This is a genomic window from Parapedobacter pyrenivorans (assembly GCF_014636865.1).
In the GTDB taxonomy this organism is placed as follows: Bacteria; Bacteroidota; Bacteroidia; order Sphingobacteriales; family Sphingobacteriaceae; genus Parapedobacter; species Parapedobacter pyrenivorans.
This window is the reverse complement of the sequence record NZ_BMER01000001.1, coordinates 797,636-821,009: the sequence shown is the minus strand read 5'-3', so window position 1 is coordinate 821,009 and position 23,374 is coordinate 797,636. Positions and strand designations below refer to the sequence as shown.

Below are 23,374 nucleotides of genomic sequence, written 5' to 3'. Positions count from 1 at the left end.
TCATGGAAGTATTGCAGAATTACATCAATGGCCGCTGGCAAGCAAGCCGGGAAAAACAGACCATTGACATCATAAACCCAGCGACACAGGTGTGCATGGGGCAAGTTCCCTGTGGGAATGATACGGCCATCGATGTAGCGGAAGCCGCGGAAGCCGCAGCACGTGCCCAGCGAGAATGGGCGGAAATGCCGGTGATGCAACGGGTACAACCTTTATACCGGTTGAAGATACTGTTGGAAACGCACTTAGAGGATTTGGCGGAAACCATTACCCGTGAATGCGGAAAGACTAAAGCGGAGTCGATCGGGGAATTGCAGCGTGCCATCGAGAATGTGGAGACCGCCTGTGCATCACCCATGTTACTGCAGAGTGAGTTTTCGGAAAATATCACCCGCGGCATCGATGAATTTATGATCCGGCAGCCCGTGGGGGTTTGTGCCTGCATCGTGCCTTTCAATTTTCCAGGAATGATTCCTTTTTGGTTTCTCCCCTATGCGATAGCTTGCGGCAACAGTTTTATTATAAAGCCCTCGGAGAAGGTGCCACTGACCATGCAGAAGGTTATGGGATTGATAGATCAAGTCGGATTGCCCCCCGGTGTGGTCAATCTGGTGCACGGGGATAGGGCATCGGTAGATGCTTTGCTTGAACATCCGGAGGTAAAAGCGATCAGTTTTGTAGGATCCACTTCTGTGGCGAGGTATATCTACGCTAAGGGCGCTCAAAACGGTAAGCGCGTACAGGCGCAGGGCGGTGCGAAAAACCCGGTGGTCATCCTTCCGGATGCGGATTTGGAAACCTCATCGCGGATCATCACCGATAGCGTGTATGGATGTGCCGGACAACGCTGTTTGGCCGCCTCTAATATTTTGTTGATAGGCGATGAACAAGGACGTGTCAAAGATGCCTTATATGAAGCAGCCAAAAGCCGCAAAACCGGATACGGGTTAGTGGATGGTGTGGAGATGGGCCCGGTGATTTCCACCGAGAGCAAGGCACGCATCGAGCGGCTCATCGATCTGGGAGTGCATGAAGGTGCGAAATTGCTGCTGGATGGTCGGAAGGCATCGGTTGAGGGATTCGAAACCGGTAATTTTATTAGGCCTACCATATTAGAAAATGTACCCCTGAGCGGGGAAATTATACGGACGGAGCTGTTTGGCCCCGTCATGAGCTTGGTCAACTTGCCGACGGTTGATGCCGCATTGGAATTTATCAATGGCAATCTTTACGGCAACATGGCATGCCTATTTACGAGCAGTGGTGCCAATGCGCGCAAGTTCCGAAACGAGGTCAAGGCAGGGAATGTGGGAATAAACATCGGCGTCGCCGCCCCTATGGCGCAATTTCCTTTCAGCGGCTGGAACGATAGCTTTTTTGGGGACCTGCATGGCCAAGGGCGACATGCCATCGAATTTTTCACACAAACCAAAGTGGTGATTGAGCGCTGGCCAAAGGAATGGTCAAGAAAATTTTAACGATATGGAAGGAATAAAGGTTGCAAATGCACCATGCTCTTGGGGAGCGTTGGAATTCGAATTGGGAGCTGCTGCACCCGATCATTTGCAGGTATTGCGTGAGATCGGTGAAACGGGCTACGTTGGTACGGAACTCGGCGATTGGGGTTTTATGCCTACAGACCCTATCGCGTTGCGGGATGTCGTCAGTCGATTCCAGCTGGATCTTATCGGGGCTTTCGTGCCCGTTCCATTGGTGAAAGAGGCCGCACATAAGCGTGGCGTGGAAGACGCATTGCGCGTGGCTGGACTGATGGCACAGGCGGGCTATCCGGATGCCTTTGTCGTATTGGCTGATGACAACGGTACCGTGCCGGAGCGGACTTCCCAAGCGGGGCGTGTTCGTGCGGATATGGGTTTGGATACAGCACAATGGGACCGCGTTGCCGACGGTGCTATGCGGGTAGCACGGGCGGTAAAAGACGAATACGGAATGCGTACGGTGTTCCATCATCATTGTGCCGGCTATGTAGAGACACCCGAGGAGCTCGATTCGTTGATGACCTTAACCGATCCACAACTGCTTGGACTTTGCTTTGATACCGGACATTATGCCTTTGGCGGTGGAGAACCAGTAGCGGCTGTAAAAAAATACGGCAGTCGGATCTGGCACATGCACTTCAAAGATTATGATCCCCACATCGGGCAACTTTCTCGTACGAAGGGATGGGATTATTTTGAATCGGTGAAGCAAGGGGTGTTTTGCGAACTGGGTAAGGGAAATGTCGACTTTGAGAGCGTGTTAAACACGTTGGGTATGGAGCGTTACCGTGGATGGGTTGTGGTGGAACAGGACGTCTTGCCCGGTATGGGTACACCAAAAACATGTGCGCACAACAATAGGGTTTATTTAAGTCAATTGGGATTGTAAGATCATAGCTATTAAAACAAACGTTATGCAATTGAAAATCGGGATCATCGGCCTCGGAAGGATAGGCAGGATACACTACAACCACATCCGTCAGCAGCTGCCGGAAGCGGAGATCGTTATGGTTTCCGATGTCAACAAGAACGAGTTGCCGAGTGACGTGCAGCAGGGGGAGGTGGATGAATTGATCGGCCATCCGGCTATCGATGCGGTGGTGATCTGTTCGCCTACCGATACACATGCTCAATACGTTGAACAATGCGCACGGGCAGGCAAGCATGTGTTTTGTGAGAAACCTTTGGATTTATCGTTGGCACGGATACGTGAGACCCTCCGGGTCGTTCATCGACACAACATACAACTGATGTTGGGTTTCAACCGGCGGTTCGATGCGAACTTTATGAAATTGAAAGCATTGGTTGATGCAGGAAAAATCGGCGACGTGCAATTGGTGAAGATTACCAGTCGTGATCCTGCACCCCCGTCTGTAGATTACCTGATGCGTTCGGGCGGACTTTTTTTGGACATGACAATTCATGATTTTGACATGGCCCGGTATGTAATGGGCAAAGAAGTGAAGGAGGTGTACGCTACCGCATCAGTTTTAACCGGAGGGGCGGTTGCAGAGGCCGGCGACATTGACACGGCGGTGGTTACGCTTAAATTTGAAGATGATTCTATCGCGGTGATCGACAATAGCCGGAAGGCGGTATACGGATACGACCAGCGGGTAGAAGTTTTCGGTTCCAAAGGGATGGCCAACGTCGAAAATAACAAACCCGATAGCCATGTATACTACCACGAAGACGGCGTGGAATCTGCACTGCCGCTACACTTTTTTATGGAACGGTATACGGGTTCATACCTCACCGAAATGCGGGCCTTCATCCAAGCCGTGCAGGCGAAGCAGCGCGTTCCGGTGGGAGGGACAGATGGGTTGAAAGCAGCGATGATTGCAGTGGCTGCACAACGATCTTTTAGTGAAAACGTACCGGTAAGGGTGGAAGCCGTGGCCAGCTAGGTTTCCTCATCTCAACCCATTTGGCGTAAACGTTTGCACTTTTCTTTCCGAATGTATATTTTTGAGCGGTTAACCAATGTGGATATGATAAACCCATGATCATGATTTTTTTTCGGAAACGTTTTGTATTTGTTCTCGCGGGTGTGATGACGACTGTTTTGGCATGCCAAAATCAATCCGCACCACAACAGGAGAAGCTCCAGCTCAGCGCTGAGTTTATTAATAGGCAGCTCGATGACGCCATTTCTCAGGTTAGGGTTTTGGCAGACAGTGTGCCGACCGACCAGATGCCCCGGACCTTCCAGGCTGATACCAGCGTGTTTTCTAACACCGGTTGGTGGACATCAGGTTTCTATCCCGGCCTGTTGCTGTACCTTTATGAATACTCGGAAGATGAACAGCTGCTCCAATTGGCGAAAGCGAAGTTGGAGATTCTCGAAAAGGAAAAGTATAATAAAGGTACGCACGATCTCGGCTTTATGCTCTATTGTAGCTTTGGTAATGCGCTTAGGCTTACCGGTGACACAGCGGCCTATAAAGACATACTGCTCACCGGGGCCGAATCATTGATCAGCAGGTACAGCCCTACGGTCAAAGCCATCCGCTCTTGGGAGGGTTGGACGTATCCAGTCATTATTGATAATATGATGAATTTGGAGTTCCTTACTCAAGCATCCAAACTGGGCGGTGACCCGAAGTACCGCGATATCGCCGTAATCCATGCAAACACCACCATAGTCAACCACTATCGCTCCGACTATAGCTCGTACCATGTGATAGATTATAATCCCGTGGATGGAAGCATTGTCGGCAAAAAGACCGCACAAGGTGCTTTTGATGAATCTGCATGGGCACGTGGGCAGGCGTGGGGGCTATACGGCTATGTAATGATGTACCGTGAAACGGGAGACAAGACCTACCTTGATTTTGCGAAGCATATTGCCTCGTTCATCCTCAATCACCCCAACCTGCCAGAAGACTTCGTGCCTTATTGGGATTTCGATGCACCTGATTTGCCCGCCGGCAGCCCTTATGCGCACGCATATAAAACATACCGCGACGCTTCGACGGCCTCGATACTGGCCTCGGCACTGATTGAACTGAGTACCCACACCGAGGATGATGACGGTGCTACTTATTTGGCCACGGCCGAACGGATATTACAAAGTCTTTCATCGTCCGCTTATAAAGCAGAAATCGGCAGCAATGGCGGCTTCATTCTGCGGCATAGCGTGGGTTCAATACCCCATGGTAGCGAAATCGATGTGCCGCTTACCTACGCCGATTACTATTACATCGAAGCGTTGATGAGGTACCGGAGACTGTTGGAGGGTAAGCTGTTGTTTGAAGATGTTGCTGGCAGATAAGCTGCTCCGACAACGCATTGAGATGTCTTCGACACTTGCTCGACATTGCCTCGATGTATTCGCACGGTCTGGCCACGGCCTGGCCATATTGAAAGCACGACTAATGCGGCAAAACGTGGACTGACGGTGGACTAACCCTGCATGTACTGTGTTAGGATGTCGAAGGAATCTCGAAAGAATTTCAAACCTAAAGAGAGTGGGTAGAAAGTAGCCTAACCGGAAAATAAAAAAATAATTTACTAAGTATTTGATACTTACTGTAAGTTTCCTATCTTTGCCGTCCCTTTTGAGGGGATGGTATGTCTTGAACGAAGCCCTACTGCTTCGATGGACGTTAATAGATTAATAAAAACATGTCAGGAATTATTGGAAAAAAAGTAGGAATGACCAGCATTTTCGATGCGGACGGGAAGAATATTCCGTGTACCGTAATTGAAGCTGGCCCGTGCGTGGTAACGCAGATACGCACGGAAGAAAAGGATGGCTATTCCGCTGTTCAACTCGCTTTCGATGAAGCAAAGGAGAAGAACACATCGGCACCTTTAAAGGGGCACTTCGCCAAGGCGAAGACCACGCCCAAGCGTAAATTGGTAGAATTTAAAACCTTCCCCGACGAAAAGCAACTCGGTGATTTGGTGACGGTTACCATTTTTGAAGAAGGCGAATACATTGATGTAGTCGGCACTTCAAAAGGAAAAGGTTTTCAAGGGGTAATGAAGCGCCACGGTTTCGGCGGTGTCGGTGGGGCTACTCACGGACAGCATAACCGTTTGCGGGCGCCCGGTTCATTGGGAGCTTCATCTTGGCCTTCGCGCGTGTTCAAAGGTACGCGTATGGCGGGTAGAACAGGAGGTGATCGCGTGAAAGTTCAGAACTTGCAGGTGCTGAAGGTTTACGAAGAGCAAAACCTGATCGTGGTAAGCGGTTCCATCCCTGGAGCCAAAGGTTCTTACGTAATCGTAGATAAATAAGGAGATGGAAGTTAACGTTTTAAATATATCAGGTAAAGAAACAGGTGCCAAGGTGCAACTTCCTGAATCGATATTCGGTGTAGAACCCAATGACCATGCGATTTATTTGGATGTGAAGCAATATCTGGCTAATCAACGCCAGGGAACGCACAAATCCAAGCAACGCAACGAGATAGCCGGTTCGACCCGTAAATTACATAAACAAAAAGGAACAGGTGGTGCCCGCGCAGGGAGTATCAAGTCGCCATTGTTCAATGGTGGTGGCCGTATTTTCGGCCCGCAGCCCCGTGACTATAGCTTTAAATTGAACAGAAAGCTGAAATCACTGGCTCGTAAGTCTGCGCTGAGCTACAAAGCCAAGGAGAATAATATCGTTGTGTTGGATGAAGTAAACTTCGAATCCATCAAGACCAAAAACTACATGAGCTTGGTAAACAGCCTGAATATAGCGAACGAGAAAACGCTGTTGGTGCTGCCCGCTCAAAACGACAACGTTTATTTATCAAGCAGGAATTTGAAGAAAGCAAAGGTCATCACCGCAAGTGAGTTGAATACGTATGACGTATTGAACGCGGGCAAGCTTTTGTTAACCACAGCTTCCGTTAAAACATTGGAGGAGGCATTTGCCAAGTAACATGGAAATTATCAAGAAACCCATACTGACGGAGAAAGCGTCGTTGCTTACTGAAAAGCTGAACCGCTACGCTTTCAAGGTAGACCCTAAGGCAAACAAGATACAGATTAAGCAAGCTGTAGAGCAAATGTTTGGTGTAACCGTTTTGGCAGTGAATACCATCGTGGTGGCTGGCAAGGCGAAAAATCGCTATACTAAAGCTGGGTTTGTATCTGGAAGGACCCCTAAGTACAAGAAAGCCATCATCACAATTAAAGATGGCGAGACTATTGACTTTTACAGTACTATATAATAAGAGATGGCAGTTAAAAGATTCAAACCGGTTACCCCTGGCACTCGATTCAGAATAGGAGGAGACTATTCTGACGTCACCACCAACGTTCCTGAGAAGTCGTTGGTCGTGAAGATCAAGAAGTCGGGTGGAAGGAACGATTCCGGTAAAATGACTATGCGTTACCTCGGTGGGGGGCATAAGAAAGCCTACCGATTGATTGATTTCAAACGCGATAAAAAAGACGTCCCCGCGAAAGTCGCCACGATAGAATACGATCCCAACCGCACAGCGCGTATTGCGCTTTTGCATTATGTAGATGGCGAAAAACGCTACATCATCGCGCCAACAGGATTGAAGGTAGGACAGACGATTGTATCAGGTGATAAGGTGGCCCCTGAAATCGGCAATACGTTGCCATTGCAGAACATCCCATTGGGCTCGATTATTCACAACATTGAGTTGAATCCTGGCCAGGGAGGTTCGATAGCGCGCAGCGCGGGTACCTACGCTCAACTTTCGGCACGTGATGGCAAATATGCCATTATCAAATTGCCATCGGGCGAGAGCCGCATGATATTGGCTACCTGTTTAGCCACTATCGGGTCGGTATCCAATGCGGAGAAGGCCACAGAACGATTGGGCAAGGCGGGAAGAAAACGCTGGTTAGGCCGTCGGCCACGTGTTCGTGGTGTAGCCATGAACCCTGTGGATCACCCTATGGGTGGTGGTGAGGGCCGTGCTTCAGGCGGGCACCCACGCTCACGCAAGGGGCTATTGGCGAAAGGCTACAAGACCCGTAGTAAAAAGAAAGCATCGAATCGTTACATCATTGAGAAAAGGAAGAAATAGTGGCTCGTTCAATTAAAAAAGGTCCTTATATCGACCACAACTTAGAAAGAAAAGTTCTTTCTATGAATGAAACAAACAAAAAATCAGTCGTCAAGACTTGGTCTCGCAGATCCATGATTTCGCCTGATTTTGTTGGCCATACGTTTGCAGTGCACAACGGCAATAAGTTCATTCCGGTGTATGTAACGGAAAATATGGTTGGTCATAAGCTTGGTGAATTTGCGCCGACGCGCACCTTCAGGGGCCACGCAGAAAAGAAAAAATAATAGGCAATGGAAGCAACACGAAAACTAAAGAAGTCTGTTATAATCAAGCAGCGCAAAGAGCAGGAGAAAGCTCAGGTAGGAGGAGCTTCTACTGCCAAATTATTGAATTGCCCCACCTCGCCGCGTAAGATGCGCTTGGTGGTGGATCTTATCCGTGGTGAGAAAGTAGAACACGCCCTGTACATCCTGAAGCACACCAACAAAGAAGTGGCTATCCGTGTGGAGAAGCTATTGCTATCAGCGATTAAGAACTGGGAAGCGAAGAATGAAGATAAGTCCGTGGAAGAAAGTGAATTGTTCGTCAAGGAAATATCCGTAGGCGGGGGCCGCCAACTGAAAAGATTGCGCCCGGCACCACAAGGCCGCGGATACCGTATCCGTAAACGCTCAAACCACGTTACTTTGGTGGTAGACAGCAAGAACAACGTAGCACAAAACTAATTTATCAAGTAATGGGACAAAAAGCAAATCCAATAGGTAACAGATTAGGAATCATCAAAGGTTGGGATTCCAATTGGTTCGGAGGCAAGAACTATTCCGATAAATTAGTAGAGGACGAGAAAATCCGGAAATACCTATCGGTTCGTATTGCCAAAGGTGGTGTGGCCAAGGTAGTCATCGAGCGTACATTGAAGCGCATTACGGTAACTATCCATACCGCACGGCCTGGTATTGTTATCGGTAAAGGTGGGCAAGAGGTTGACAAGATCAAAGAGGAGTTAAAAAAGCTGACGAAGAAAGACGTTCAGATTAATATTTTCGAGATCAAACGGCCTGAATTAGAAGCTCATTTGGTTGCAGAGGGGGTTGCTAAGCAACTTGAGGCACGCATCTCTTTCCGCAGGGCAATGAAGACTTCGATTGCATCTACCATGCGGATGGGAGCAGAAGGCATCAAAATCATGTGTTCAGGCCGATTGGGCGGTGCCGAAATGGCCCGGACCGAACAATACAAAGAGGGTAGGATACCATTGCACACATTCCGTGCGGATATCGATTATGCGTTGGTGGAAGCTTTGACCACCTACGGGAAAATCGGTGTAAAAGTATGGATATGCAAAGGCGAAGTTTACGGAAAGCGTGACCTGTCTCCGAACGTTGGAGGTCAAACATCCGGTGCGAAACCAAGGACTGAGGGCGGTGCTGGCGACTTCCGCGGTGATAACCGTAGAGGCGGCGGTGGTGAACGCAGAGGTAATGATCGTCGCGGGGGTGGTGACCAGCGTCGCGGTGGCGGGCACGGCGGACAGCACCGTAGTGGCGGTGGCGGCGGAAATCGCGGCGGCGGCAACCGTGGTGGGAGATAGTAGCAATAAATAAACAAGCATTAACGATTAATCCCATTAGGTAGGGAATTTAATAAGATACGAACATGTTACAGCCAAAAAGAACAAAGTTCAGGAAGATGCAAAAAGGCCGTATGAAAGGCAACGCCACCCGCGGGTCGGAGTTGGCCTTTGGCTCCTTTGGCATCAAATCAATGGAACCGGCATGGATAACCAGCCGTCAGATTGAAGCGGCACGTATTGCAGTAACCCGTTTTATGAAACGTGAGGGGCAGGTGTGGATCCGTGTTTTTCCGGATAAACCCGTGACAAAAAAGCCTGCGGAGGTACGGATGGGTAAAGGTAAGGGTGCGCCTGAATACTGGGTAGCCGTTGTGCGTCCGGGGCGGATGCTTTTCGAAGCTGAGGGGGTTCCCTTGGAGGTTGCCAAGGAAGCGTTGCGTCTTGCTGCACAAAAGCTGCCGGTACAAACGAAGTTTGTGATACGTAGGGACTACGTATAAGCATAAACACGCTGGCGCTGCCTGCCATTGGTCTTGCCGCCGTTACCGGCAAGCCGCCATGGGGTTTTAACCGTGGAAGTACGCTGATGGGGGTATCCAGTATAATAGTAATAGAAAATGAAAAATTCAGAAATCGTAGAATTATCAACAGAGGACTTAGTGGCCCAAATCGCTGAAGAGAAGGCTGCCCTCACCAAATTGAAGTTTGCACATGCTGTTTCAGCGATAGAGAATCCAAATCGCATCAAGTATACGCGCAAAACCGTTGCGCGCCTGATGACCGAGTTGACGAAACGCAAGAACGCCGAAAGGGCGGCTGAGGAAGCCGCCGAAACAGCCGCTGAGGCATAAATCAAAAGTCGAAAATGGAAAGAAATTTAAGAAAAACAAGGATCGGCTTGGTAGTAAGCAACAAGATGGACAAATCCATCGTAGTGGCTGTGGAGCGTAAAGTGAAGCATCCGATTTATGGTAAGTTCGTGAAGAAAACTACCAAATTCAAGGCTCATGACGAAGAAAACACCTGCGGTATCGGCGATACGGTGTTGATTATGGAAACTCGTCCGCTGAGCAAGACCAAGAATTGGCGATTAGTAGAAATTTTAGAAAGGGCTAAGTAACATGGTACAGCAGGAATCAAGACTCAATGTAGCCGACAATAGCGGGGCTAAAGAAGTATTAGTTATCCGTGTATTGGGTGGTACCGGCAAGCGTTATGCATCGATTGGCGATAAGATCGTTGTTACCGTGAAAAGTGCATTGCCATCTGGAAACGTAAAGAAAGGAACGGTTTCCAAAGCAGTGGTTGTAAGGACGAAGAAAGAAATCCGCCGCAAGGATGGATCCTATATCCGCTTTGACGACAATGCCGCCGTATTATTGAACAATCAGGATGAGCCGCGCGGAACACGTATCTTCGGACCAGTTGCGCGGGAATTGCGTGAAAAGCAGTTCATGAAAATCGTATCATTAGCACCGGAGGTATTGTAATTATGGGACAGACAAAGACATCGACACATAAGATTAAGATCCGGACGGGAGATTTGGTGAAAGTCATTTCCGGCAATTCTAAGGGAGCGCAAGGTAAAGTGCTACAGGTTATTATAGCTGAGAACAGGGCTATTGTTGAAGGCGTTAATATCGTCAAAAAGCATACTAAGCCGAGTGCGGCTAATCCCAATGGTGGAATTATTGAGCAGGAAGCCGCGATTCATATCTCCAACCTTACACTCATCGACCCTAAATCGGGTAAACCAACCCGTGTAGGACGGAAAGTGAAAGAAGTGGACGGCAAAAAGAAAATTGTACGTATAGCAAAAAAATCAGGGGAGGAGATCGACTAATGACTTACATTCCAAGATTGAAAGCGAAGTATAAGGAGGAAATCCGTACAACGCTGAAAGAAAAGTTTCAATATAAAAGTGTCATGCAGGTGCCTCGGTTGGAAAAAATCTCCGTAAGCCAAGGCGTCGGCGCAGCCACAGCGGATAAAAAACTTATTGACAACGCTATCGGCGAGATGACGATGATTACCGGTCAAAAAGCCGTTGCGACCAAGTCAAAAAAGGATATATCCAACTTCAAACTCCGTAAGGGAATGCCAGTCGGTGTGCGAGTGACCCTTCGCGACAGCAAGATGTATGAGTTTTTGGACCGCCTGATAGCTGTGGCCCTTCCCCGTATCCGTGATTTCCGCGGTATCAATGACAAAGGTTTTGACGGAAGAGGCAACTATACGCTAGGTATCACCGAACAGATTATTTTTCCTGAAATTGATATCGATAAAATCAATAAAATCCAAGGTATGGATATTACCTTTGTGACCTCAGCAAAGACAGATGTGGAAGCATTGGAATTGTTGAAGCAATTTGGGTTACCATTCAAAAATCAAAATACGACAAGTAATGGCTAAAGAAGGAATTAAAGCACGCGAGATAAAACGCGCCAAGTTGGTAGCGAAGTATGCTGAGAAACGCGCTGCCTTAAAAGCAGCGGGTGATTACGAGGCACTTGATAAATTGCCGAAGAACGCATCGCCCGTTCGTTTACACAACCGGTGCAAGTTAACCGGGCGTCCTAAAGGCTATATGCGCCAGTTTGGCATTTCACGGGTGACTTTCCGCGAAATGGCATTGGCCGGGAAGATACCGGGGATAAAGAAGGCGTCCTGGTAATACATGGCGTTTGTTTCACCGAAACGAACTGCTCGACGAGCGAATTAGAATTTTAACCGATAGTAGGTCCGACGCCAGGGTGGCTTGCGGAAACCATTATCACAATGAATATCATAAATGAATACAGATCCAATAGCGGATTACCTTACTCGAGTAAGGAATGCCATTAAGGCCAACCACAGGGTTGTTGAGATTCCTGCATCGAACCTCAAAAAGGAGATTACCAAAGTACTCTTTGATAAAGGTTACATTACCAATTACAAGTTTGACGATGACGGCGTGCAAGGCAACATTAAGATTGCCCTGAAGTATCATCCGGTAAGTAAAATTTCGGCCATTCGTACCTTGAAGCGCGTGAGCAAGCCTGGCCTGAGGAAATATGCAGGGGTGGATAGTATGCCACGTGTGTTGAATGGTTTAGGAATCGCCATCCTTTCGACGTCGAAAGGAGTGATGACGGACAAGGAGGCTCGCCTTCAAAACGTTGGCGGTGAAGTTTTATGTTACGTATATTAATCAGGAGGAGCATACGAAATGTCAAGAATTGGAAAAGCCCCTATTGCCATACCCGCTGGGGTGACAATTACCGTATCGGATAAAAACCTGGTAACGGTCAAAGGGCCGAAAGGTGAATTAACACAGCAAGTGGATCAAGATATCGCCGTGGCCCAAGAGGAAGGTCAGTTATTGGTGAAAAGGCCTACAGAGCAGAAAAGACATAAGGCGCTTCATGGCCTGTATCGTTCACTATTGTACAATATGGTCGTTGGTGTTACAGAAGGCTATAAGACCACGCAAGAATTGGTAGGTGTTGGTTACCGCGCCAGCGCACAAGGAAGTACCCTCGATCTTACACTGGGATTTTCGCATCAGGTGGTGCTTATCCTTCCTAAGGAGGTGAAGGTATCTACCACGGCGGAGAAAGGAAAGAACCCAACCATTACATTGGAGTCTATCGACAAGCAATTATTGGGACAGGTTGCGGCAAAGATCCGTTCATTGCGGGCACCGGAGCCATACAAAGGAAAAGGTATCAAATTTGCTGGTGAGCAATTGCGCAGAAAAGCAGGTAAATCAGCGGCTAAAAAATAATAATCGTCATGGCAGGAAATAAAGTATCGCGTAGGGAGCGGATAAAAAAGGGGATAAGAAAGCATCTTTCTGGATCTTCCGAGCGCCCGCGCTTGTCGGTATACAGGAGCAATAAAGGCATCTATGCACAGGTGATCGATGACAATGCCGGAACCACCTTGGTATCGGCTTCGTCCATAAGTAAAGATTTTTCGGCATCAGGCAATAAAGTAGAACAGTCTAAAGCCGTAGGAAAACTGATTGCCGAAAAAGCATTAGCAGCTGGAATTAGTAAGGTAGTTTTTGACCGTAATGGGTATTTGTACCACGGCCGCGTGAAATCGCTTGCCGAAGGTGCGCGGGAAGCTGGTTTGGATTTTTAATTAATCGAGAACATGTCATTAAGCAATATAAAAAGAGTAAAGTCAAGCGAAATCGAATTAAAGGATCGCTTGGTGAGCATCCAGCGCGTGGCCAAGGTAACGAAGGGTGGTCGTACATTCAGTTTTTCAGCCATTGTGGTCGTGGGCGATGAGCATGGTGTTGTAGGGTATGGCCTTGGTAAGGCCAAGGAAGTAACCGAGGCCATCACCAAAGGCATTGACGACGCGAAGAAGAACCTGATTAAGGTGCCAATCATCAAAGGTACGGTACCCCACGAACAACGTGGTAAATATTCAGGTGGTAATGTCTTAATCAAGCCAGCGGTTCACGGTACGGGAGTATTGGCTGGCGGTGCGATGCGTGCTGTATTGGAGAGCGCCGGCGTAACCGATGTATTGGCCAAGTCATTGGGATCATCCAATCCACACAATGTGGTAAAAGCAACCATTGATGCGTTGCTGAAAATGCGCGATGCTTATACCGTAGCCCAACAACGGGGCGTGGATTTGAACAAGGTATTTAACGGATAACTATCATGGCAAAGATCAGAATTACCCAGATTAAAAGCGTCATCGATCGGAGTGAACGCCAAAAGCGGACCATCCAAGCATTGGGGTTACGCAAGATCAACCATACCGTTGAAGTGGAAGCAACTCCATCGATTATCGGCATGGTGCGCAAGGTGAACCACCTTGTGGCAATAGAACAAGTATAAATACGTTTAATCGTTGTACCTGTATAGTGAAAGCGAAGGTACAGCATAATATCAGTTTCAAAGATGAACTTAAGTAATCTAAAACCAGCAGCAGGATCAGTAAAGAGCAAGAAGCGTATAGGTCGTGGAACGGGTTCTGGGCGCGGTGGTACGTCCACTCGCGGGCACAAGGGGGCGCAATCTCGTTCAGGCCATAGCAGAAAAATCGGTTTTGAAGGTGGGCAGATGCCTTTGCAGCGCCGAGTGCCTAAATTTGGTTTCAAAAACCCGAACCGTATCGAGTACGTTGGCGTCAACCTGGATGTATTGCAGCGATTGGTAGAGGAATTCAAGCTATCTGCTGTGGACCTCGATACGTTGAAGTCACATGGATTAGCATCCAAGAATGATTTGGTGAAGATTTTGGGTAGAGGTGAGTTGACATCCAAGATTGAAGTAAAAGCGCATGCATTTTCAGCCACAGCACAGAAAGCGATTGAAGCAGCAGGGGGCTCGATTGTAAAACTCTAATACATGAAGAAGCTAATCACAACCTTAACCAATATTTGGAAGATCGATGATCTAAGAACGCGTATCTTGAATACGCTTTTATTTCTTTTGATCTATCGCGTTGGGTGCCATATTGTGCTACCCGGAGTTAATCCTGCCGCGCTTCAACACGAAGCCAAAGAGGGGTTGCTCGGGTTGCTTGATATGTTTGCCGGCGGGTCTTTCTCTCGCTCGGCAATATTTGCTCTGGGGGTGATGCCCTATATTTCGGCATCCATCGTTGTCCAACTGCTTGGAATTGCCGTGCCCTATTTCCAGAAACTGCAGAAAGAAGGGGAAAGCGGCCGCAAAAAGATGACGCAGATTACGCGTTATCTTACGTTAGCGATTACACTGGTGCAGTCTGTGGCGTATGTTCGTACGCAGATAGACGGAGGAGCCAAGATGATTGCTGATCCGATGTTCACGATTTTATCGGCTTTTGTTCTGACTGCGGGAACGCTGTTTGTCATGTGGCTGGGCGAGAAAATTACAGACAAAGGTATTGGTAACGGTATATCGCTGATTATCATGGTCGGTATCATCGCGCAATTGCCAAGCGGTATTACTGCCGAATGGTTTTCCAGAATGAGTACTGGTGGTGGTGGGCCCATTCCATTGCTGTTGGAGTTTATTGCGCTGTTTTTTGTGGTGATTTTTACGATCCTCATTGTACAGGGCGTGCGGAAGATACCTGTTCAGTATGCCAAGAAGATTGTGGGAAATAAACAATATGGCGGTGTGAGGCAGTATATACCGTTAAAGGTAAATGCAGCTGGGGTAATGCCCATTATCTTTGCACAGGCTATTATGTTTGTGCCAATGAGCCTTAGTCAGTTTTTTCCTGACCTGCAGTCGTCATTCCTGACCTCGTTGAGCAATTATACATCAGTTGCTTATAATGTGACGTTTGCGATTTTGATTATCGCATTCACCTTCTTCTATACGGCGATTATGGTCAATCCGCAACAGATGTCTGAAGACATGAAGAAGAACGGCGGGTTTATTCCGGGTATAAAGCCAGGGCACGCCACTAATCATTATATCGACAGTGTGATTTCTAAAATCACCCTTCCAGGAGCATTTTTCTTGGCGATTGTCGCTATATTTCCTGCAATTGCAAGTCTTTTTGGTGTGAACAATCAATTTGCTCATTTCTATGGCGGTACTTCCCTGCTTATTTTGGTGGGTGTGGTATTGGATACCTTACAACAGATTGAAAGTCATTTGCTGATGCGCCACTATGATGGATTGATGAAAACCGGTCGTATTCGGGGGCGTGCTCCGGTTGCGTCGGGTGGTCCTACCCAATCAGTCATTTAGCGTAACTCTTAGCCTTTGGCATGTCTAAAGTATATTACAAGTCAGCGGAAGATATCGAACAACTGCGAAAGTCGGCCAACGTACTTTCGCAGTTGCTTGGTGAAATAGCTCGGGAAATCAGACCCGGTGTCACCACGTTGTCCTTAGATAAGTTAGCGTACGATTACATCCACGATCACGGAGGGCGTCCGGCATTTCTTAATTACAACGGTTTCCCCAATTCATTGTGTATTTCGGTAAACGATCAGGTGGTGCACGGTATCCCGAGCGACTACGAACTTCGGGATGGTGATATCGTATCGGTTGATGGGGGTGTGGAATTGGATAAATACATCAGTGATTCTGCTTATACGTTTGCCGTGGGCAATGTGTCTGACGACGTGAAGCAACTCCTCGATGTAACGTTGGAATCACTGAATTTGGGTATAGCTCAAGCCGTTGCCGGTAAGCGGGTGGGCGATATTGCCTTTGCCGTGCAGGACCATGTTGAGAAGTACAGCTATGGTATCGTCCGTGAGTTGGTGGGACATGGTGTAGGATATAAGCTGCATGAGAAGCCAGAGGTGCCAAATTACGGCAAACGAGGTACGGGATCCAAGTTGGAGGAAGGGTTGGTCATCTGTATTGAGCCTATGATTAATATGGGTAAAGCCCAAGTTAAATTTTGGGACGATGGCTGGACAGTGAGTACGGCGGATAGCAAGCCATCGGCGCATTACGAGCATATGGTCGCAATCCACAAAGGTTCGCCCGATGTGCTGACGACTTTTGCATATGTTGAAGAAGTTTTGGGTAAAAAGAATTGACATTCAGTTTTTTTTACTTATCTTTGCAACCCTGTTTGTGCGGGGGTATAATTAGATAATAATCAAGACTATATGGCTAAACAATCGTCAATTGAGCAAGACGGAGTCATTAAAGAAGCGCTTTCCAATGCCATGTTTCGTGTGGAGTTGGAGAACGGGCACGAGATTGTCGCCCATATTTCGGGTAAGATGAGGATGCATTACATCAAGATTTTGCCCGGAGATCGGGTTAAGTTGGAGATGTCTCCTTATGATTTGACAAAGGGAAGAATAACGTATCGATATAAATAGAGCGGAAATAGACTGCTCAGTTAGTAACATAAGATCATGAAAGTCAGAGCATCCATCAAGAAGCGCAGTGCGGATTGCAAGATTATCCGTCGGAAAGGTAAAGTATTTGTAATCAATAAGAAAAACCCGAAGTACAAACAACGTCAGGGATAAAAATCATTCATTAATATATGGCAAGGATCGCAGGTATAGATTTACCTAAAAACAAAAGGGGAGAAATAGGCCTCACATACATCTACGGAATCGGTCGTTCTACGGCGCAGCGCATTTTGGATAAAGCCGGCATTGATTACGATGTAAAGGTGCAAGAATGGGATGACGACCAGTTGGCGGCCATTCGCGGCGTCATCAATGACGAGATTAAGGTAGAGGGAGCGCTTCGTTCGGAAGTTCAATTGAATATCAAACGCTTGATGGATATTGGCTGTTACCGGGGTCTTCGCCATCGTAAGCATTTGCCCGTTCGTGGCCAACGCACGAAGAATAATTCGCGTACGCGCAAGGGGAAGCGAAAGACTGTCGCGAACAAGAAAAAAGCTACTAAATAATAATTGAGAAAATATAATGGCTAAAAGTAAGAAAGTAAGCAAAAAGCGTGTTGTTACCATTGAGCCAGTTGGTCAGGCACATATTAACGCTACCTTTAACAATATTATCATTACGCTTACAAACAACCAAGGACAGGCCATTTCTTGGTCGAGTGCAGGAAAAATGGGTTTCCGGGGTTCTAAGAAGAATACACCATACGCTGCTTCACAAGCGGCATCGGATTGTGGCAAAGTAGCCCACGATTTGGGATTGCGGAAGGTGGAAGTATTCGTGAAGGGACCCGGTGCAGGGCGCGAGTCGGCAATCCGTACCTTACAGAATTCGGGGATTGAAGTGACCGCGATCAGGGACATTACGCCGTTGCCTCACAACGGATGCCGCCCTCCGAAACGTAGAAGAGTATAATACACAAATTTTTAAAGCTAAGATTCTTCGGCTATAGGCCGAAAGATACTTTAAAACCAATCAATATATGGCGAGATATACAGGACCTAAGTCCAAAATTGCACGTAAATTCAGGGAACCTATTTTTGGACCTGACAAAGCATTAGAACGTAAGAACTACCCTCCCGGACAGCATGGGGTTTCAAAACGCCGGGGCAAGCAGTCGGAGTATGCGGTTCAGCTGCTTGAGAAGCAAAAGGCAAAATATACTTACGGTGTGTTGGAGCGCCAGTTTGCTAACCTATTTGCAAAGGCGTCTTCCAAGCAAGGCATTACGGGCGAGGTTTTCCTCAAATTGTTGGAGGCCCGATTGGATAACACCGTTTATCGTTTGGGGATTGCGCCTACGCGTTCAGCCGCTCGTCAATTAGTGGGACATAAACATATCATGGTGAATGGCGAAGTGGTAAATATTCCATCTTATAGCCTCCGCCCTGGCGATACCGTAGCTGTACGGGAGCGCTCGAAATCACTAGAAGCCGTTACCACTACGGTGGCTGGACACAAAATCAACAAATTCAGCTGGCTGGAATGGGACGCAAACAGTTTGACCGGTAAATTCCTTAACTACCCGGAACGTACCGAAATTCCTGAGAATATCAAGGAAAACTTAATTGTAGAGTTGTACTCCAAATAAGTAACGCGCAGGAAGAGCATGGCCGATTGGTATATGCTGTTCTTGTTGTATAGCAATTTTTGTAAACAATCTTAAGAATAAGTAAATGGCAATCTTAGCATTTCAAAGACCTGATAAAGTTATCATGCAGAAATCGACGGATTTCGATGGCACGTTTGAATTTCGACCATTGGAGCCTGGTTTCGGTGTGACCATCGGTAATGCTTTACGCCGTATTCTATTGTCCTCGCTGGAAGGATATGCAATTACGTCGGTTCGCTTCTCAGGTGTATCGCATGAGTTTTCCACCATTAAGGGTGTTGTAGAGGATGTCACTGAAATCATCTTGAATCTCAAGCAGGTGCGTTTTAAGAAAACGGGTGAGATGGGTGATTCTGAGAAGATTTTTATGGTCATTAACGGCCAGGATCAATTGACTGCCGGCGACATCACCAATTTTTCCAACAACTTTACCGTGTTGAATCCCGATATGGTAATCTGCAATATGGAAAGCTCTGTAACGTTGGAACTGGAGCTCAATGTGGCCAAAGGCCGTGGGTATATTAACGCAGAGGAGAATAAGGTTACTGACGGACCGGTGGGCTTGATTGCTGTAGATTCTATATTTACCCCGATTAAGAACGTAAAATATACCATCGAGAACTATCGGGTAGAGCAAAAGACCGACTACGAAAAGCTGTTGTTGGATATATCTACCGATGGCTCCATTCATCCGGAAGATGCACTAAAGGAAGCCGCAAAAATCTTGATTCAGCATTTTATGCTGTTCTCGGATGAAAACATGTTGTTGGAATCCCAAGCCAAGGAAGAGACGAAAGTGGTGGATGAAGAAATCCTGCACATGCGCAAGATTTTGAAAACCGAATTGGTTGACTTGGATCTGTCAGTACGTGCACTGAATTGCTTGAAAGCAGCTGATATCCGTACGCTCGCTGAGTTGGTGACGTATGATGTGGCAGACATGTTGAAATTCAGGAACTTTGGTAAGAAGTCCTTAAGCGAAATCCAGGAATTGGTTAAATCGAAGGGTTTGTCATTTGGTATGAATCTAGCCAAATACAAACTGGACGAGGAATAAAGAGAATAATTAGCGACCTGTTGCATAATTCCCCCCGATAGTTATCGGGGACGGTATGCACAAATTAACATTAAAATGAGACACGGAAAAAAATTCAATCACTTAGGCCGCACAGCAAGTCATCGTAAGGCGATGTTGTCTAATATGGCTACTTCGCTGATCAAGCACAAACGCATTACCACCACATTGGCTAAGGCCAAGGCGTTGCGTCAATATGTCGAGCCGTTGATTACCAAATCTAAGAATGACACGACGCACTCTCGCCGTACTGCGTTCAGCTACCTACAAGATAAGGAAGCCGTAACGATACTTTTTCGTGAGATTTCCGAGAAGGTAGCCAACCGCCCCGGGGGATATACCCGCATTATTAAGCTAGAAAACCGTATGGGTGACAATGCCGAGATGGCTTTCATCGAATTGGTGGACTATAATGAGGTGTACAAGAAGGACGGCGTTGCTACGGAACGCAAATCTACACGACGACGTGGTGGTAAGAAGAACGCAGGTGCTGCAGCCCCTGCTGCTGACGAAACAACGGAAGCTGTGATCGACGAGAAGACACCAGCAGCGGAAGAACCAGTTGTAGAAGAGACAGCAGTAGAAGAAGCGGTAGCCGAAGCAGAAGCCGCTCCGGTAGCTGACGAAGTAGAAACTCAAGAAGAAGATGGCCAAGAAGAAGGCGAAAAAGAAAAGAAAGACTGAGTTTTTTAACGTTGATAAGGTATTGGAAACCGGCTTACTCAAAGCCGGTTTTTTTTGTTTTTATCCAATTCAATTCAAGTTTATATCTTTGTGAAAGATGATTTACTCCATTAACAATCCTGTCCCTCTATCAAGGAAATCGCAGGAGCTATTCAGTAAAAAAATGAAACTATTTGATGTTTACGCCATTAATCCCGTGGAAATCGCACGTGGCGAGGGCTCTATCGTTTGGGACAACAATGGTAATGAGTATTTGGATATGTATGGAGGGCATGCGGTTATTTCCATCGGTCACACACATCCGCACTATGTCAAACGAATTACCGACCAACTACACAAAATAGGGTTTTATTCCAATTCGGTTGAAATTCCGGTACAGGTACAGTTGGCAGAATTGCTTGGCAATGTATCCGGAAAGTTTGGTTTTCAGTTATTTTTATGCAATTCGGGGGCTGAGGCGAACGAAAATGCATTGAAATTAGCGTCTTTCTATAATAACAGGAAAAAGATCATTGCCTTTACTGGTGCTTTTCACGGACGTACTTCGCTGGCGGTTGCCGCCACACACAATGCCAAAATTGTAGCCCCTGTGAACGAAACCGATAACGTGATATTTTTGCCTTTTAATGATACTGAAGCGCTAGAGCACGCATTCGCGGCCTATGGAGATGAGATTTCTTCCGTTATCGTAGAAGGAATTCAAGGGGTGGGGGGCATCAAAGTAGCTTCTTATGAATTTCTGAAGCAAATACGGAATCTTACCTCGCAATATGATGCCATCTTCATTGCCGATTCGGTGCAATGCGGATACGGTCGTTCGGGCTCTTTTTATTCTCATGACTTAGCAGGGATAGAAGCAGATATCTATAGCATGGCGAAAGGCATGGGTAACGGATTCCCGATAGGTGGTATTGCTATTTCGCCTAAAATCAAACCTTGGATAGGCATGTTGGGTACGACGTTCGGTGGAAATCATTTAGCTTGTGCGGCCGCATTGGCTGTATTGGAAGTGATTGAGAAGGATAATCTCATTGAAAATGCGGCTAACATGGGTACGTATTTAATTGATGAGCTGAATAAGATGGATAAAGTTTCAGAGGTTAGGGGTGAAGGTTTGATGATCGGGATAGACCTACCCGAAGAACTATCGATGGTAAAGAAGGATCTATTGGACAAAAACCGTATCTTCACAGGCGAGGCCAAACCGAATGTCATTCGGTTGTTGCCGGCGTTGAATTTGACGCAGGCCCATGCAGATCGCTTTCTGGAAGCATTAGACGAACGGTTGAAAAGCATATAGGATTTTAGATAATAAACTCATGAAGCAATTTTTTTCGGTCGCGGATGTAGACGACTTGCGCGGTATCGTGGAGGAAGCATTGAGGTTGAAAAAAGACCCTTTTGCGTTTGAAGACTTGGGCAAGCGGAAAACCCTGGGTTTGGTTTTCCTGAATCCAAGTTTGCGCACACGTCTAAGTACGCAGAAAGCGGCTATCCAATTAGGTATGGACGTAATGGTCATGAATATGGACAAAGATGGCTGGGCGCTGGAGACAAGAGATGGAGTAGCGATGGATGGTAAGACGGTGGAGCATATTAGGGAGGCTGCGGCGGTGATGGGTCAATATTGCGATGTGCTGGGGATTCGGTCATTCCCCAAATTACAGGATCGTGAAGAGGATTACAGTGAAGGCTTATTCAAAAAATTTATCAGCTTTTGCGGTGTGCCCGTGGTGAGTCTGGAGAGTGCGACCCGCCACCCACTCCAGAGTCTTACCGATCTGATAACCATCCGGGAACATTGGCAACAAGATAGAAAGCCTAAGGTGGTCATGGCATGGGGGCCCCATGTAAAAGCCTTGCCGCAGGCGGTACCCAACTCGTTCTCGGAATGGATGTGTAAGGCTCAAATGGAGGGCATCGTCGATTTTACCATAGCTTATCCTCAGGGTTATGCGTTATCTGAAGCGTTCACACCAGGTGCGACAGTTACAAACACGTTGGAGGATGCGCTACAGGGCGCCGATTTTGTATATGTGAAAAACTGGTCGTCATATGAGGATTATGGCAAGATTCATCCCGTATCTGAAAAATGGATGCTCGATAACGGCAAACTGGCATTGACAAATCAAGCAAAGGTAATGCATTGCCTGCCTGTTCGCCGTGACGTTGAATTGGCAAGTGAGGTGCTGGATGGGCCAAATTCGTTAGTCATTCAGGAGGCGAGCAATCGGGTATGGGCCGCACAGGCGGTATTGAAGCGAATGCTCGAACAATTAAACAAGCGATAACGAGATGTCGAAAAGATTGTTTGTCATCAAGATCGGGGGCAATATTATCGACCATCCCGAAGGGCTGAATCGCTTTTTGGAGCGCTTTGCCAGCCTGCGGGGAGATAAGATTCTGGTACACGGCGGCGGGAAAATCGCAACACGCATGGCTGCCGATCTAGGTATCGAGGCCAAACTGGTTGCGGGACGCCGTATCACGGATGAACCCATGCTCCGTATAGTGACCATGGTGTATGCTGGCCTGACCAATAAGCAGGTCGTAGCCGGCTTACAGGCATATGGATGCAATGCAATCGGGCTTAGCGGTGCGGACGGCAATAGTATTCGAGTGGTGAAACGACCGGTAAATGAAATCGACTATGGTTTTGTCGGGGATATACTTCCGGGATCGGTCGATGCGGACGCCATCGCAGCATTATTGGATATTGGTTTTGTTCCTGTTTTCTCCGCAATCACCCATGACGGACATGGACAGCTACTGAATACGAACGCTGATACGATCGCGTCGGCCGTGGCAGTTGCACTTTCCTCGCGATACAGGACGTCATTGGTGTATTGTTTTGAAAAGCGCGGAGTACTCCGGGATGTTAATGACGAATACTCGGCGATAGCTGAAATACGTGCCGGGGAGTTTGAAGATTTGAAGGCCTCGGGTATTGTTGCCGACGGCATGGTTCCGAAATTACATAATGCGTTTGATGCGATAGCGAAGGGCGTGGACGAGGTGTGTATCGGCCATGCGGATGACCTGCATTTGCTGCGCGACCAGCAGTTTGGTACACGGATGATTAGATGACCGGGCAAGGATCGCAGACACTAAACAAT

36 protein-coding genes are annotated in these 23,374 nt (G+C 47.3%); all 36 read left to right on the top strand.

What is annotated here, in order from left to right; all coding sequences use genetic code 11:
• The first annotated feature begins 2 nt into the window (after positions 1-2).
• The 36 genes from IEV98_RS03175 (at position 3) to argB (ending at position 23,345) form a co-directional block, all read left to right on the top strand.
• Positions 3-1,478, top strand: coding sequence for a CoA-acylating methylmalonate-semialdehyde dehydrogenase (locus IEV98_RS03175; protein WP_188504469.1), 1,476 nt, complete (start codon positions 3-5; stop codon positions 1,476-1,478).
• A gap of 4 nt (positions 1,479-1,482) precedes the next feature.
• Positions 1,483-2,388 carry a TIM barrel protein gene (locus tag IEV98_RS03170; RefSeq protein ID WP_188504468.1) on the top strand — a complete coding sequence of 302 codons (906 nt, stop codon included), beginning with the start codon at positions 1,483-1,485 and terminating at the stop codon, positions 2,386-2,388.
• A 25-nt stretch (positions 2,389-2,413) separates the two neighbouring features.
• Positions 2,414-3,406, top strand: coding sequence for an inositol 2-dehydrogenase (gene iolG, locus IEV98_RS03165; RefSeq protein WP_188504467.1), 993 nt, complete (start codon positions 2,414-2,416; stop codon positions 3,404-3,406).
• Between the two features lie 101 nt (positions 3,407-3,507).
• The gene (locus tag IEV98_RS03160; protein ID WP_229738541.1) at positions 3,508-4,773 is read left to right on the top strand and encodes a glycoside hydrolase family 88 protein; all 1,266 of its coding nucleotides are present in this window, start codon (positions 3,508-3,510) and stop codon (positions 4,771-4,773) included.
• A gap of 353 nt (positions 4,774-5,126) precedes the next feature.
• A complete protein-coding gene (gene rplC / locus IEV98_RS03155; protein ID WP_188504466.1) occupies positions 5,127-5,744 on the top strand; it encodes a 50S ribosomal protein L3 in 618 nt (205 codons plus the stop codon).
• 4 nt (positions 5,745-5,748) lie between these two features.
• Complete coding sequence (gene rplD, locus IEV98_RS03150; RefSeq protein ID WP_188504465.1) at positions 5,749-6,378, top strand: 50S ribosomal protein L4; 630 nt, start codon at positions 5,749-5,751, stop codon at positions 6,376-6,378.
• Between the two features lies 1 nt (position 6,379).
• Positions 6,380-6,670 carry a 50S ribosomal protein L23 gene (gene rplW, locus IEV98_RS03145; RefSeq protein WP_188504464.1) on the top strand — a complete coding sequence of 97 codons (291 nt, stop codon included), beginning with the start codon at positions 6,380-6,382 and terminating at the stop codon, positions 6,668-6,670.
• 6 nt (positions 6,671-6,676) lie between these two features.
• Complete coding sequence (gene rplB / locus IEV98_RS03140) at positions 6,677-7,501, top strand: 50S ribosomal protein L2 (protein ID WP_188504463.1); 825 nt, start codon at positions 6,677-6,679, stop codon at positions 7,499-7,501.
• Complete coding sequence (rpsS, locus tag IEV98_RS03135; protein WP_013665004.1) at positions 7,501-7,767, top strand: 30S ribosomal protein S19; 267 nt, start codon at positions 7,501-7,503, stop codon at positions 7,765-7,767. The genes rplB and rpsS overlap by 1 nt, the downstream gene beginning before the upstream one ends.
• A gap of 6 nt (positions 7,768-7,773) precedes the next feature.
• Positions 7,774-8,208, top strand: coding sequence for a 50S ribosomal protein L22 (rplV, locus tag IEV98_RS03130; RefSeq protein ID WP_188504462.1), 435 nt, complete (start codon positions 7,774-7,776; stop codon positions 8,206-8,208).
• 11 nt (positions 8,209-8,219) lie between these two features.
• Entirely contained in the window at positions 8,220-9,074 is an 855-nt protein-coding gene (rpsC, locus tag IEV98_RS03125) for a 30S ribosomal protein S3 (RefSeq protein ID WP_188504461.1), read from the top strand.
• Between the two features lie 65 nt (positions 9,075-9,139).
• Positions 9,140-9,556: a 50S ribosomal protein L16 gene (gene rplP, locus IEV98_RS03120; RefSeq protein WP_188504460.1), complete on the top strand. Its 417-nt coding sequence runs from the start codon at positions 9,140-9,142 to the stop codon at positions 9,554-9,556.
• Between the two features lie 117 nt (positions 9,557-9,673).
• The gene (rpmC, locus tag IEV98_RS03115; RefSeq protein ID WP_188504459.1) at positions 9,674-9,907 is read left to right on the top strand and encodes a 50S ribosomal protein L29; all 234 of its coding nucleotides are present in this window, start codon (positions 9,674-9,676) and stop codon (positions 9,905-9,907) included.
• A gap of 14 nt (positions 9,908-9,921) precedes the next feature.
• On the top strand, positions 9,922-10,176 hold the full coding sequence (rpsQ, locus tag IEV98_RS03110) for a 30S ribosomal protein S17 (protein WP_130143043.1): 255 nt from the start codon (positions 9,922-9,924) through the stop codon (positions 10,174-10,176).
• Position 10,177: 1 nt separating this feature from the next.
• Complete coding sequence (rplN, locus tag IEV98_RS03105) at positions 10,178-10,546, top strand: 50S ribosomal protein L14 (RefSeq protein ID WP_073405786.1); 369 nt, start codon at positions 10,178-10,180, stop codon at positions 10,544-10,546.
• A 2-nt stretch (positions 10,547-10,548) separates the two neighbouring features.
• Positions 10,549-10,899, top strand: a complete 351-nt coding sequence (gene rplX, locus IEV98_RS03100; protein ID WP_307726849.1) for a 50S ribosomal protein L24 — start codon at positions 10,549-10,551, stop codon at positions 10,897-10,899.
• A complete protein-coding gene (rplE, locus tag IEV98_RS03095) occupies positions 10,899-11,468 on the top strand; it encodes a 50S ribosomal protein L5 (RefSeq protein WP_307726848.1) in 570 nt (189 codons plus the stop codon). The genes rplX and rplE overlap by 1 nt, the downstream gene beginning before the upstream one ends.
• The gene (gene rpsN / locus IEV98_RS03090; RefSeq protein ID WP_188504458.1) at positions 11,461-11,730 is read left to right on the top strand and encodes a 30S ribosomal protein S14; all 270 of its coding nucleotides are present in this window, start codon (positions 11,461-11,463) and stop codon (positions 11,728-11,730) included. The genes rplE and rpsN overlap by 8 nt, the downstream gene beginning before the upstream one ends.
• Before the next feature lie 117 nt (positions 11,731-11,847).
• Entirely contained in the window at positions 11,848-12,246 is a 399-nt protein-coding gene (rpsH, locus tag IEV98_RS03085; RefSeq protein ID WP_188504457.1) for a 30S ribosomal protein S8, read from the top strand.
• An 18-nt stretch (positions 12,247-12,264) separates the two neighbouring features.
• The gene (gene rplF / locus IEV98_RS03080; protein WP_188504456.1) at positions 12,265-12,822 is read left to right on the top strand and encodes a 50S ribosomal protein L6; all 558 of its coding nucleotides are present in this window, start codon (positions 12,265-12,267) and stop codon (positions 12,820-12,822) included.
• Positions 12,823-12,830: 8 nt separating this feature from the next.
• Positions 12,831-13,184, top strand: coding sequence for a 50S ribosomal protein L18 (gene rplR / locus IEV98_RS03075; RefSeq protein ID WP_188504455.1), 354 nt, complete (start codon positions 12,831-12,833; stop codon positions 13,182-13,184).
• 12 nt (positions 13,185-13,196) lie between these two features.
• Positions 13,197-13,715, top strand: coding sequence for a 30S ribosomal protein S5 (rpsE, locus tag IEV98_RS03070; RefSeq protein WP_188504454.1), 519 nt, complete (start codon positions 13,197-13,199; stop codon positions 13,713-13,715).
• A gap of 5 nt (positions 13,716-13,720) precedes the next feature.
• Complete coding sequence (gene rpmD / locus IEV98_RS03065) at positions 13,721-13,900, top strand: 50S ribosomal protein L30 (protein ID WP_188504453.1); 180 nt, start codon at positions 13,721-13,723, stop codon at positions 13,898-13,900.
• A gap of 63 nt (positions 13,901-13,963) precedes the next feature.
• Positions 13,964-14,410: a 50S ribosomal protein L15 gene (gene rplO, locus IEV98_RS03060; protein ID WP_188504452.1), complete on the top strand. Its 447-nt coding sequence runs from the start codon at positions 13,964-13,966 to the stop codon at positions 14,408-14,410.
• Between the two features lie 3 nt (positions 14,411-14,413).
• Positions 14,414-15,751 (top strand): preprotein translocase subunit SecY, encoded by a 1,338-nt coding sequence (secY, locus tag IEV98_RS03055; protein WP_188504451.1) that lies wholly within the window; start codon positions 14,414-14,416, stop codon positions 15,749-15,751.
• A gap of 20 nt (positions 15,752-15,771) precedes the next feature.
• The gene (gene map, locus IEV98_RS03050; RefSeq protein WP_188504450.1) at positions 15,772-16,557 is read left to right on the top strand and encodes a type I methionyl aminopeptidase; all 786 of its coding nucleotides are present in this window, start codon (positions 15,772-15,774) and stop codon (positions 16,555-16,557) included.
• Between the two features lie 72 nt (positions 16,558-16,629).
• Entirely contained in the window at positions 16,630-16,848 is a 219-nt protein-coding gene (gene infA, locus IEV98_RS03045; RefSeq protein ID WP_188504449.1) for a translation initiation factor IF-1, read from the top strand.
• Between the two features lie 36 nt (positions 16,849-16,884).
• Entirely contained in the window at positions 16,885-17,001 is a 117-nt protein-coding gene (gene rpmJ, locus IEV98_RS03040; RefSeq protein ID WP_038702005.1) for a 50S ribosomal protein L36, read from the top strand.
• Positions 17,002-17,018: 17 nt separating this feature from the next.
• Complete coding sequence (rpsM, locus tag IEV98_RS03035) at positions 17,019-17,396, top strand: 30S ribosomal protein S13 (RefSeq protein WP_188504448.1); 378 nt, start codon at positions 17,019-17,021, stop codon at positions 17,394-17,396.
• A 16-nt stretch (positions 17,397-17,412) separates the two neighbouring features.
• Complete coding sequence (gene rpsK, locus IEV98_RS03030) at positions 17,413-17,802, top strand: 30S ribosomal protein S11 (RefSeq protein ID WP_188504447.1); 390 nt, start codon at positions 17,413-17,415, stop codon at positions 17,800-17,802.
• 67 nt (positions 17,803-17,869) lie between these two features.
• Positions 17,870-18,478 (top strand): 30S ribosomal protein S4, encoded by a 609-nt coding sequence (rpsD, locus tag IEV98_RS03025; RefSeq protein WP_188504446.1) that lies wholly within the window; start codon positions 17,870-17,872, stop codon positions 18,476-18,478.
• Between the two features lie 85 nt (positions 18,479-18,563).
• Complete coding sequence (locus tag IEV98_RS03020; RefSeq protein ID WP_188504445.1) at positions 18,564-19,556, top strand: DNA-directed RNA polymerase subunit alpha; 993 nt, start codon at positions 18,564-18,566, stop codon at positions 19,554-19,556.
• A gap of 75 nt (positions 19,557-19,631) precedes the next feature.
• Complete coding sequence (rplQ, locus tag IEV98_RS03015; RefSeq protein ID WP_188504444.1) at positions 19,632-20,258, top strand: 50S ribosomal protein L17; 627 nt, start codon at positions 19,632-19,634, stop codon at positions 20,256-20,258.
• A gap of 163 nt (positions 20,259-20,421) precedes the next feature.
• The gene (locus tag IEV98_RS03010; RefSeq protein WP_188504443.1) at positions 20,422-21,558 is read left to right on the top strand and encodes an aspartate aminotransferase family protein; all 1,137 of its coding nucleotides are present in this window, start codon (positions 20,422-20,424) and stop codon (positions 21,556-21,558) included.
• Between the two features lie 19 nt (positions 21,559-21,577).
• Complete coding sequence (locus IEV98_RS03005) at positions 21,578-22,549, top strand: Rossmann-fold NAD(P)-binding domain-containing protein (RefSeq protein ID WP_188504442.1); 972 nt, start codon at positions 21,578-21,580, stop codon at positions 22,547-22,549.
• 4 nt (positions 22,550-22,553) lie between these two features.
• Complete coding sequence (gene argB, locus IEV98_RS03000; protein ID WP_188504441.1) at positions 22,554-23,345, top strand: acetylglutamate kinase; 792 nt, start codon at positions 22,554-22,556, stop codon at positions 23,343-23,345.
• The last annotated feature ends 29 nt before the right edge of the window (positions 23,346-23,374 follow it).

Excerpts from the sequence above, each read along its gene's own strand:
- rpsE (WP_188504454.1), top strand. The coding sequence starts at position 13,197 with ATGTCATTAAGCAATATAAAAAGAGTAAAGTCAAGCGAAATCGAATTA.
- rplF (WP_188504456.1), top strand. The coding sequence starts at position 12,265 with ATGTCAAGAATTGGAAAAGCCCCTATTGCCATACCCGCTGGGGTGACA.
- argB (WP_188504441.1), top strand. The coding sequence starts at position 22,554 with ATGTCGAAAAGATTGTTTGTCATCAAGATCGGGGGCAATATTATCGAC.
- IEV98_RS03170 (WP_188504468.1), top strand. The coding sequence starts at position 1,483 with ATGGAAGGAATAAAGGTTGCAAATGCACCATGCTCTTGGGGAGCGTTG.
- rplN (WP_073405786.1), top strand. The coding sequence starts at position 10,178 with ATGGTACAGCAGGAATCAAGACTCAATGTAGCCGACAATAGCGGGGCT.
- rpsD (WP_188504446.1), top strand. The coding sequence starts at position 17,870 with ATGGCGAGATATACAGGACCTAAGTCCAAAATTGCACGTAAATTCAGG.
- rpsC (WP_188504461.1), top strand. The coding sequence starts at position 8,220 with ATGGGACAAAAAGCAAATCCAATAGGTAACAGATTAGGAATCATCAAA.
- rpmJ (WP_038702005.1), top strand. The coding sequence starts at position 16,885 with ATGAAAGTCAGAGCATCCATCAAGAAGCGCAGTGCGGATTGCAAGATT.
- rplQ (WP_188504444.1), top strand. The coding sequence starts at position 19,632 with ATGAGACACGGAAAAAAATTCAATCACTTAGGCCGCACAGCAAGTCAT.
- rpsK (WP_188504447.1), top strand. The coding sequence starts at position 17,413 with ATGGCTAAAAGTAAGAAAGTAAGCAAAAAGCGTGTTGTTACCATTGAG.
- rplC (WP_188504466.1), top strand. The coding sequence starts at position 5,127 with ATGTCAGGAATTATTGGAAAAAAAGTAGGAATGACCAGCATTTTCGAT.
- rplR (WP_188504455.1), top strand. The coding sequence starts at position 12,831 with ATGGCAGGAAATAAAGTATCGCGTAGGGAGCGGATAAAAAAGGGGATA.
- IEV98_RS03010 (WP_188504443.1), top strand. The coding sequence starts at position 20,422 with ATGAAACTATTTGATGTTTACGCCATTAATCCCGTGGAAATCGCACGT.
- rplP (WP_188504460.1), top strand. The coding sequence starts at position 9,140 with ATGTTACAGCCAAAAAGAACAAAGTTCAGGAAGATGCAAAAAGGCCGT.
- IEV98_RS03160 (WP_229738541.1), top strand. The coding sequence starts at position 3,508 with ATGATTTTTTTTCGGAAACGTTTTGTATTTGTTCTCGCGGGTGTGATG.
- IEV98_RS03020 (WP_188504445.1), top strand. The coding sequence starts at position 18,564 with ATGGCAATCTTAGCATTTCAAAGACCTGATAAAGTTATCATGCAGAAA.
- iolG (WP_188504467.1), top strand. The coding sequence starts at position 2,414 with ATGCAATTGAAAATCGGGATCATCGGCCTCGGAAGGATAGGCAGGATA.
- IEV98_RS03175 (WP_188504469.1), top strand. The coding sequence starts at position 3 with ATGGAAGTATTGCAGAATTACATCAATGGCCGCTGGCAAGCAAGCCGG.
- rplE (WP_307726848.1), top strand. The coding sequence starts at position 10,899 with ATGACTTACATTCCAAGATTGAAAGCGAAGTATAAGGAGGAAATCCGT.
- rpsN (WP_188504458.1), top strand. The coding sequence starts at position 11,461 with ATGGCTAAAGAAGGAATTAAAGCACGCGAGATAAAACGCGCCAAGTTG.
- rplX (WP_307726849.1), top strand. The coding sequence starts at position 10,549 with ATGGGACAGACAAAGACATCGACACATAAGATTAAGATCCGGACGGGA.
- IEV98_RS03005 (WP_188504442.1), top strand. The coding sequence starts at position 21,578 with ATGAAGCAATTTTTTTCGGTCGCGGATGTAGACGACTTGCGCGGTATC.
- rpsH (WP_188504457.1), top strand. The coding sequence starts at position 11,848 with ATGAATACAGATCCAATAGCGGATTACCTTACTCGAGTAAGGAATGCC.
- rpmC (WP_188504459.1), top strand. The coding sequence starts at position 9,674 with ATGAAAAATTCAGAAATCGTAGAATTATCAACAGAGGACTTAGTGGCC.
- infA (WP_188504449.1), top strand. The coding sequence starts at position 16,630 with ATGGCTAAACAATCGTCAATTGAGCAAGACGGAGTCATTAAAGAAGCG.
- rpmD (WP_188504453.1), top strand. The coding sequence starts at position 13,721 with ATGGCAAAGATCAGAATTACCCAGATTAAAAGCGTCATCGATCGGAGT.
- rplV (WP_188504462.1), top strand. The coding sequence starts at position 7,774 with ATGGAAGCAACACGAAAACTAAAGAAGTCTGTTATAATCAAGCAGCGC.
- rpsQ (WP_130143043.1), top strand. The coding sequence starts at position 9,922 with ATGGAAAGAAATTTAAGAAAAACAAGGATCGGCTTGGTAGTAAGCAAC.
- rplO (WP_188504452.1), top strand. The coding sequence starts at position 13,964 with ATGAACTTAAGTAATCTAAAACCAGCAGCAGGATCAGTAAAGAGCAAG.
- rplD (WP_188504465.1), top strand. The coding sequence starts at position 5,749 with ATGGAAGTTAACGTTTTAAATATATCAGGTAAAGAAACAGGTGCCAAG.
- rplB (WP_188504463.1), top strand. The coding sequence starts at position 6,677 with ATGGCAGTTAAAAGATTCAAACCGGTTACCCCTGGCACTCGATTCAGA.
- map (WP_188504450.1), top strand. The coding sequence starts at position 15,772 with ATGTCTAAAGTATATTACAAGTCAGCGGAAGATATCGAACAACTGCGA.
- secY (WP_188504451.1), top strand. The coding sequence starts at position 14,414 with ATGAAGAAGCTAATCACAACCTTAACCAATATTTGGAAGATCGATGAT.
- rpsM (WP_188504448.1), top strand. The coding sequence starts at position 17,019 with ATGGCAAGGATCGCAGGTATAGATTTACCTAAAAACAAAAGGGGAGAA.
- rplW (WP_188504464.1), top strand. The coding sequence starts at position 6,380 with ATGGAAATTATCAAGAAACCCATACTGACGGAGAAAGCGTCGTTGCTT.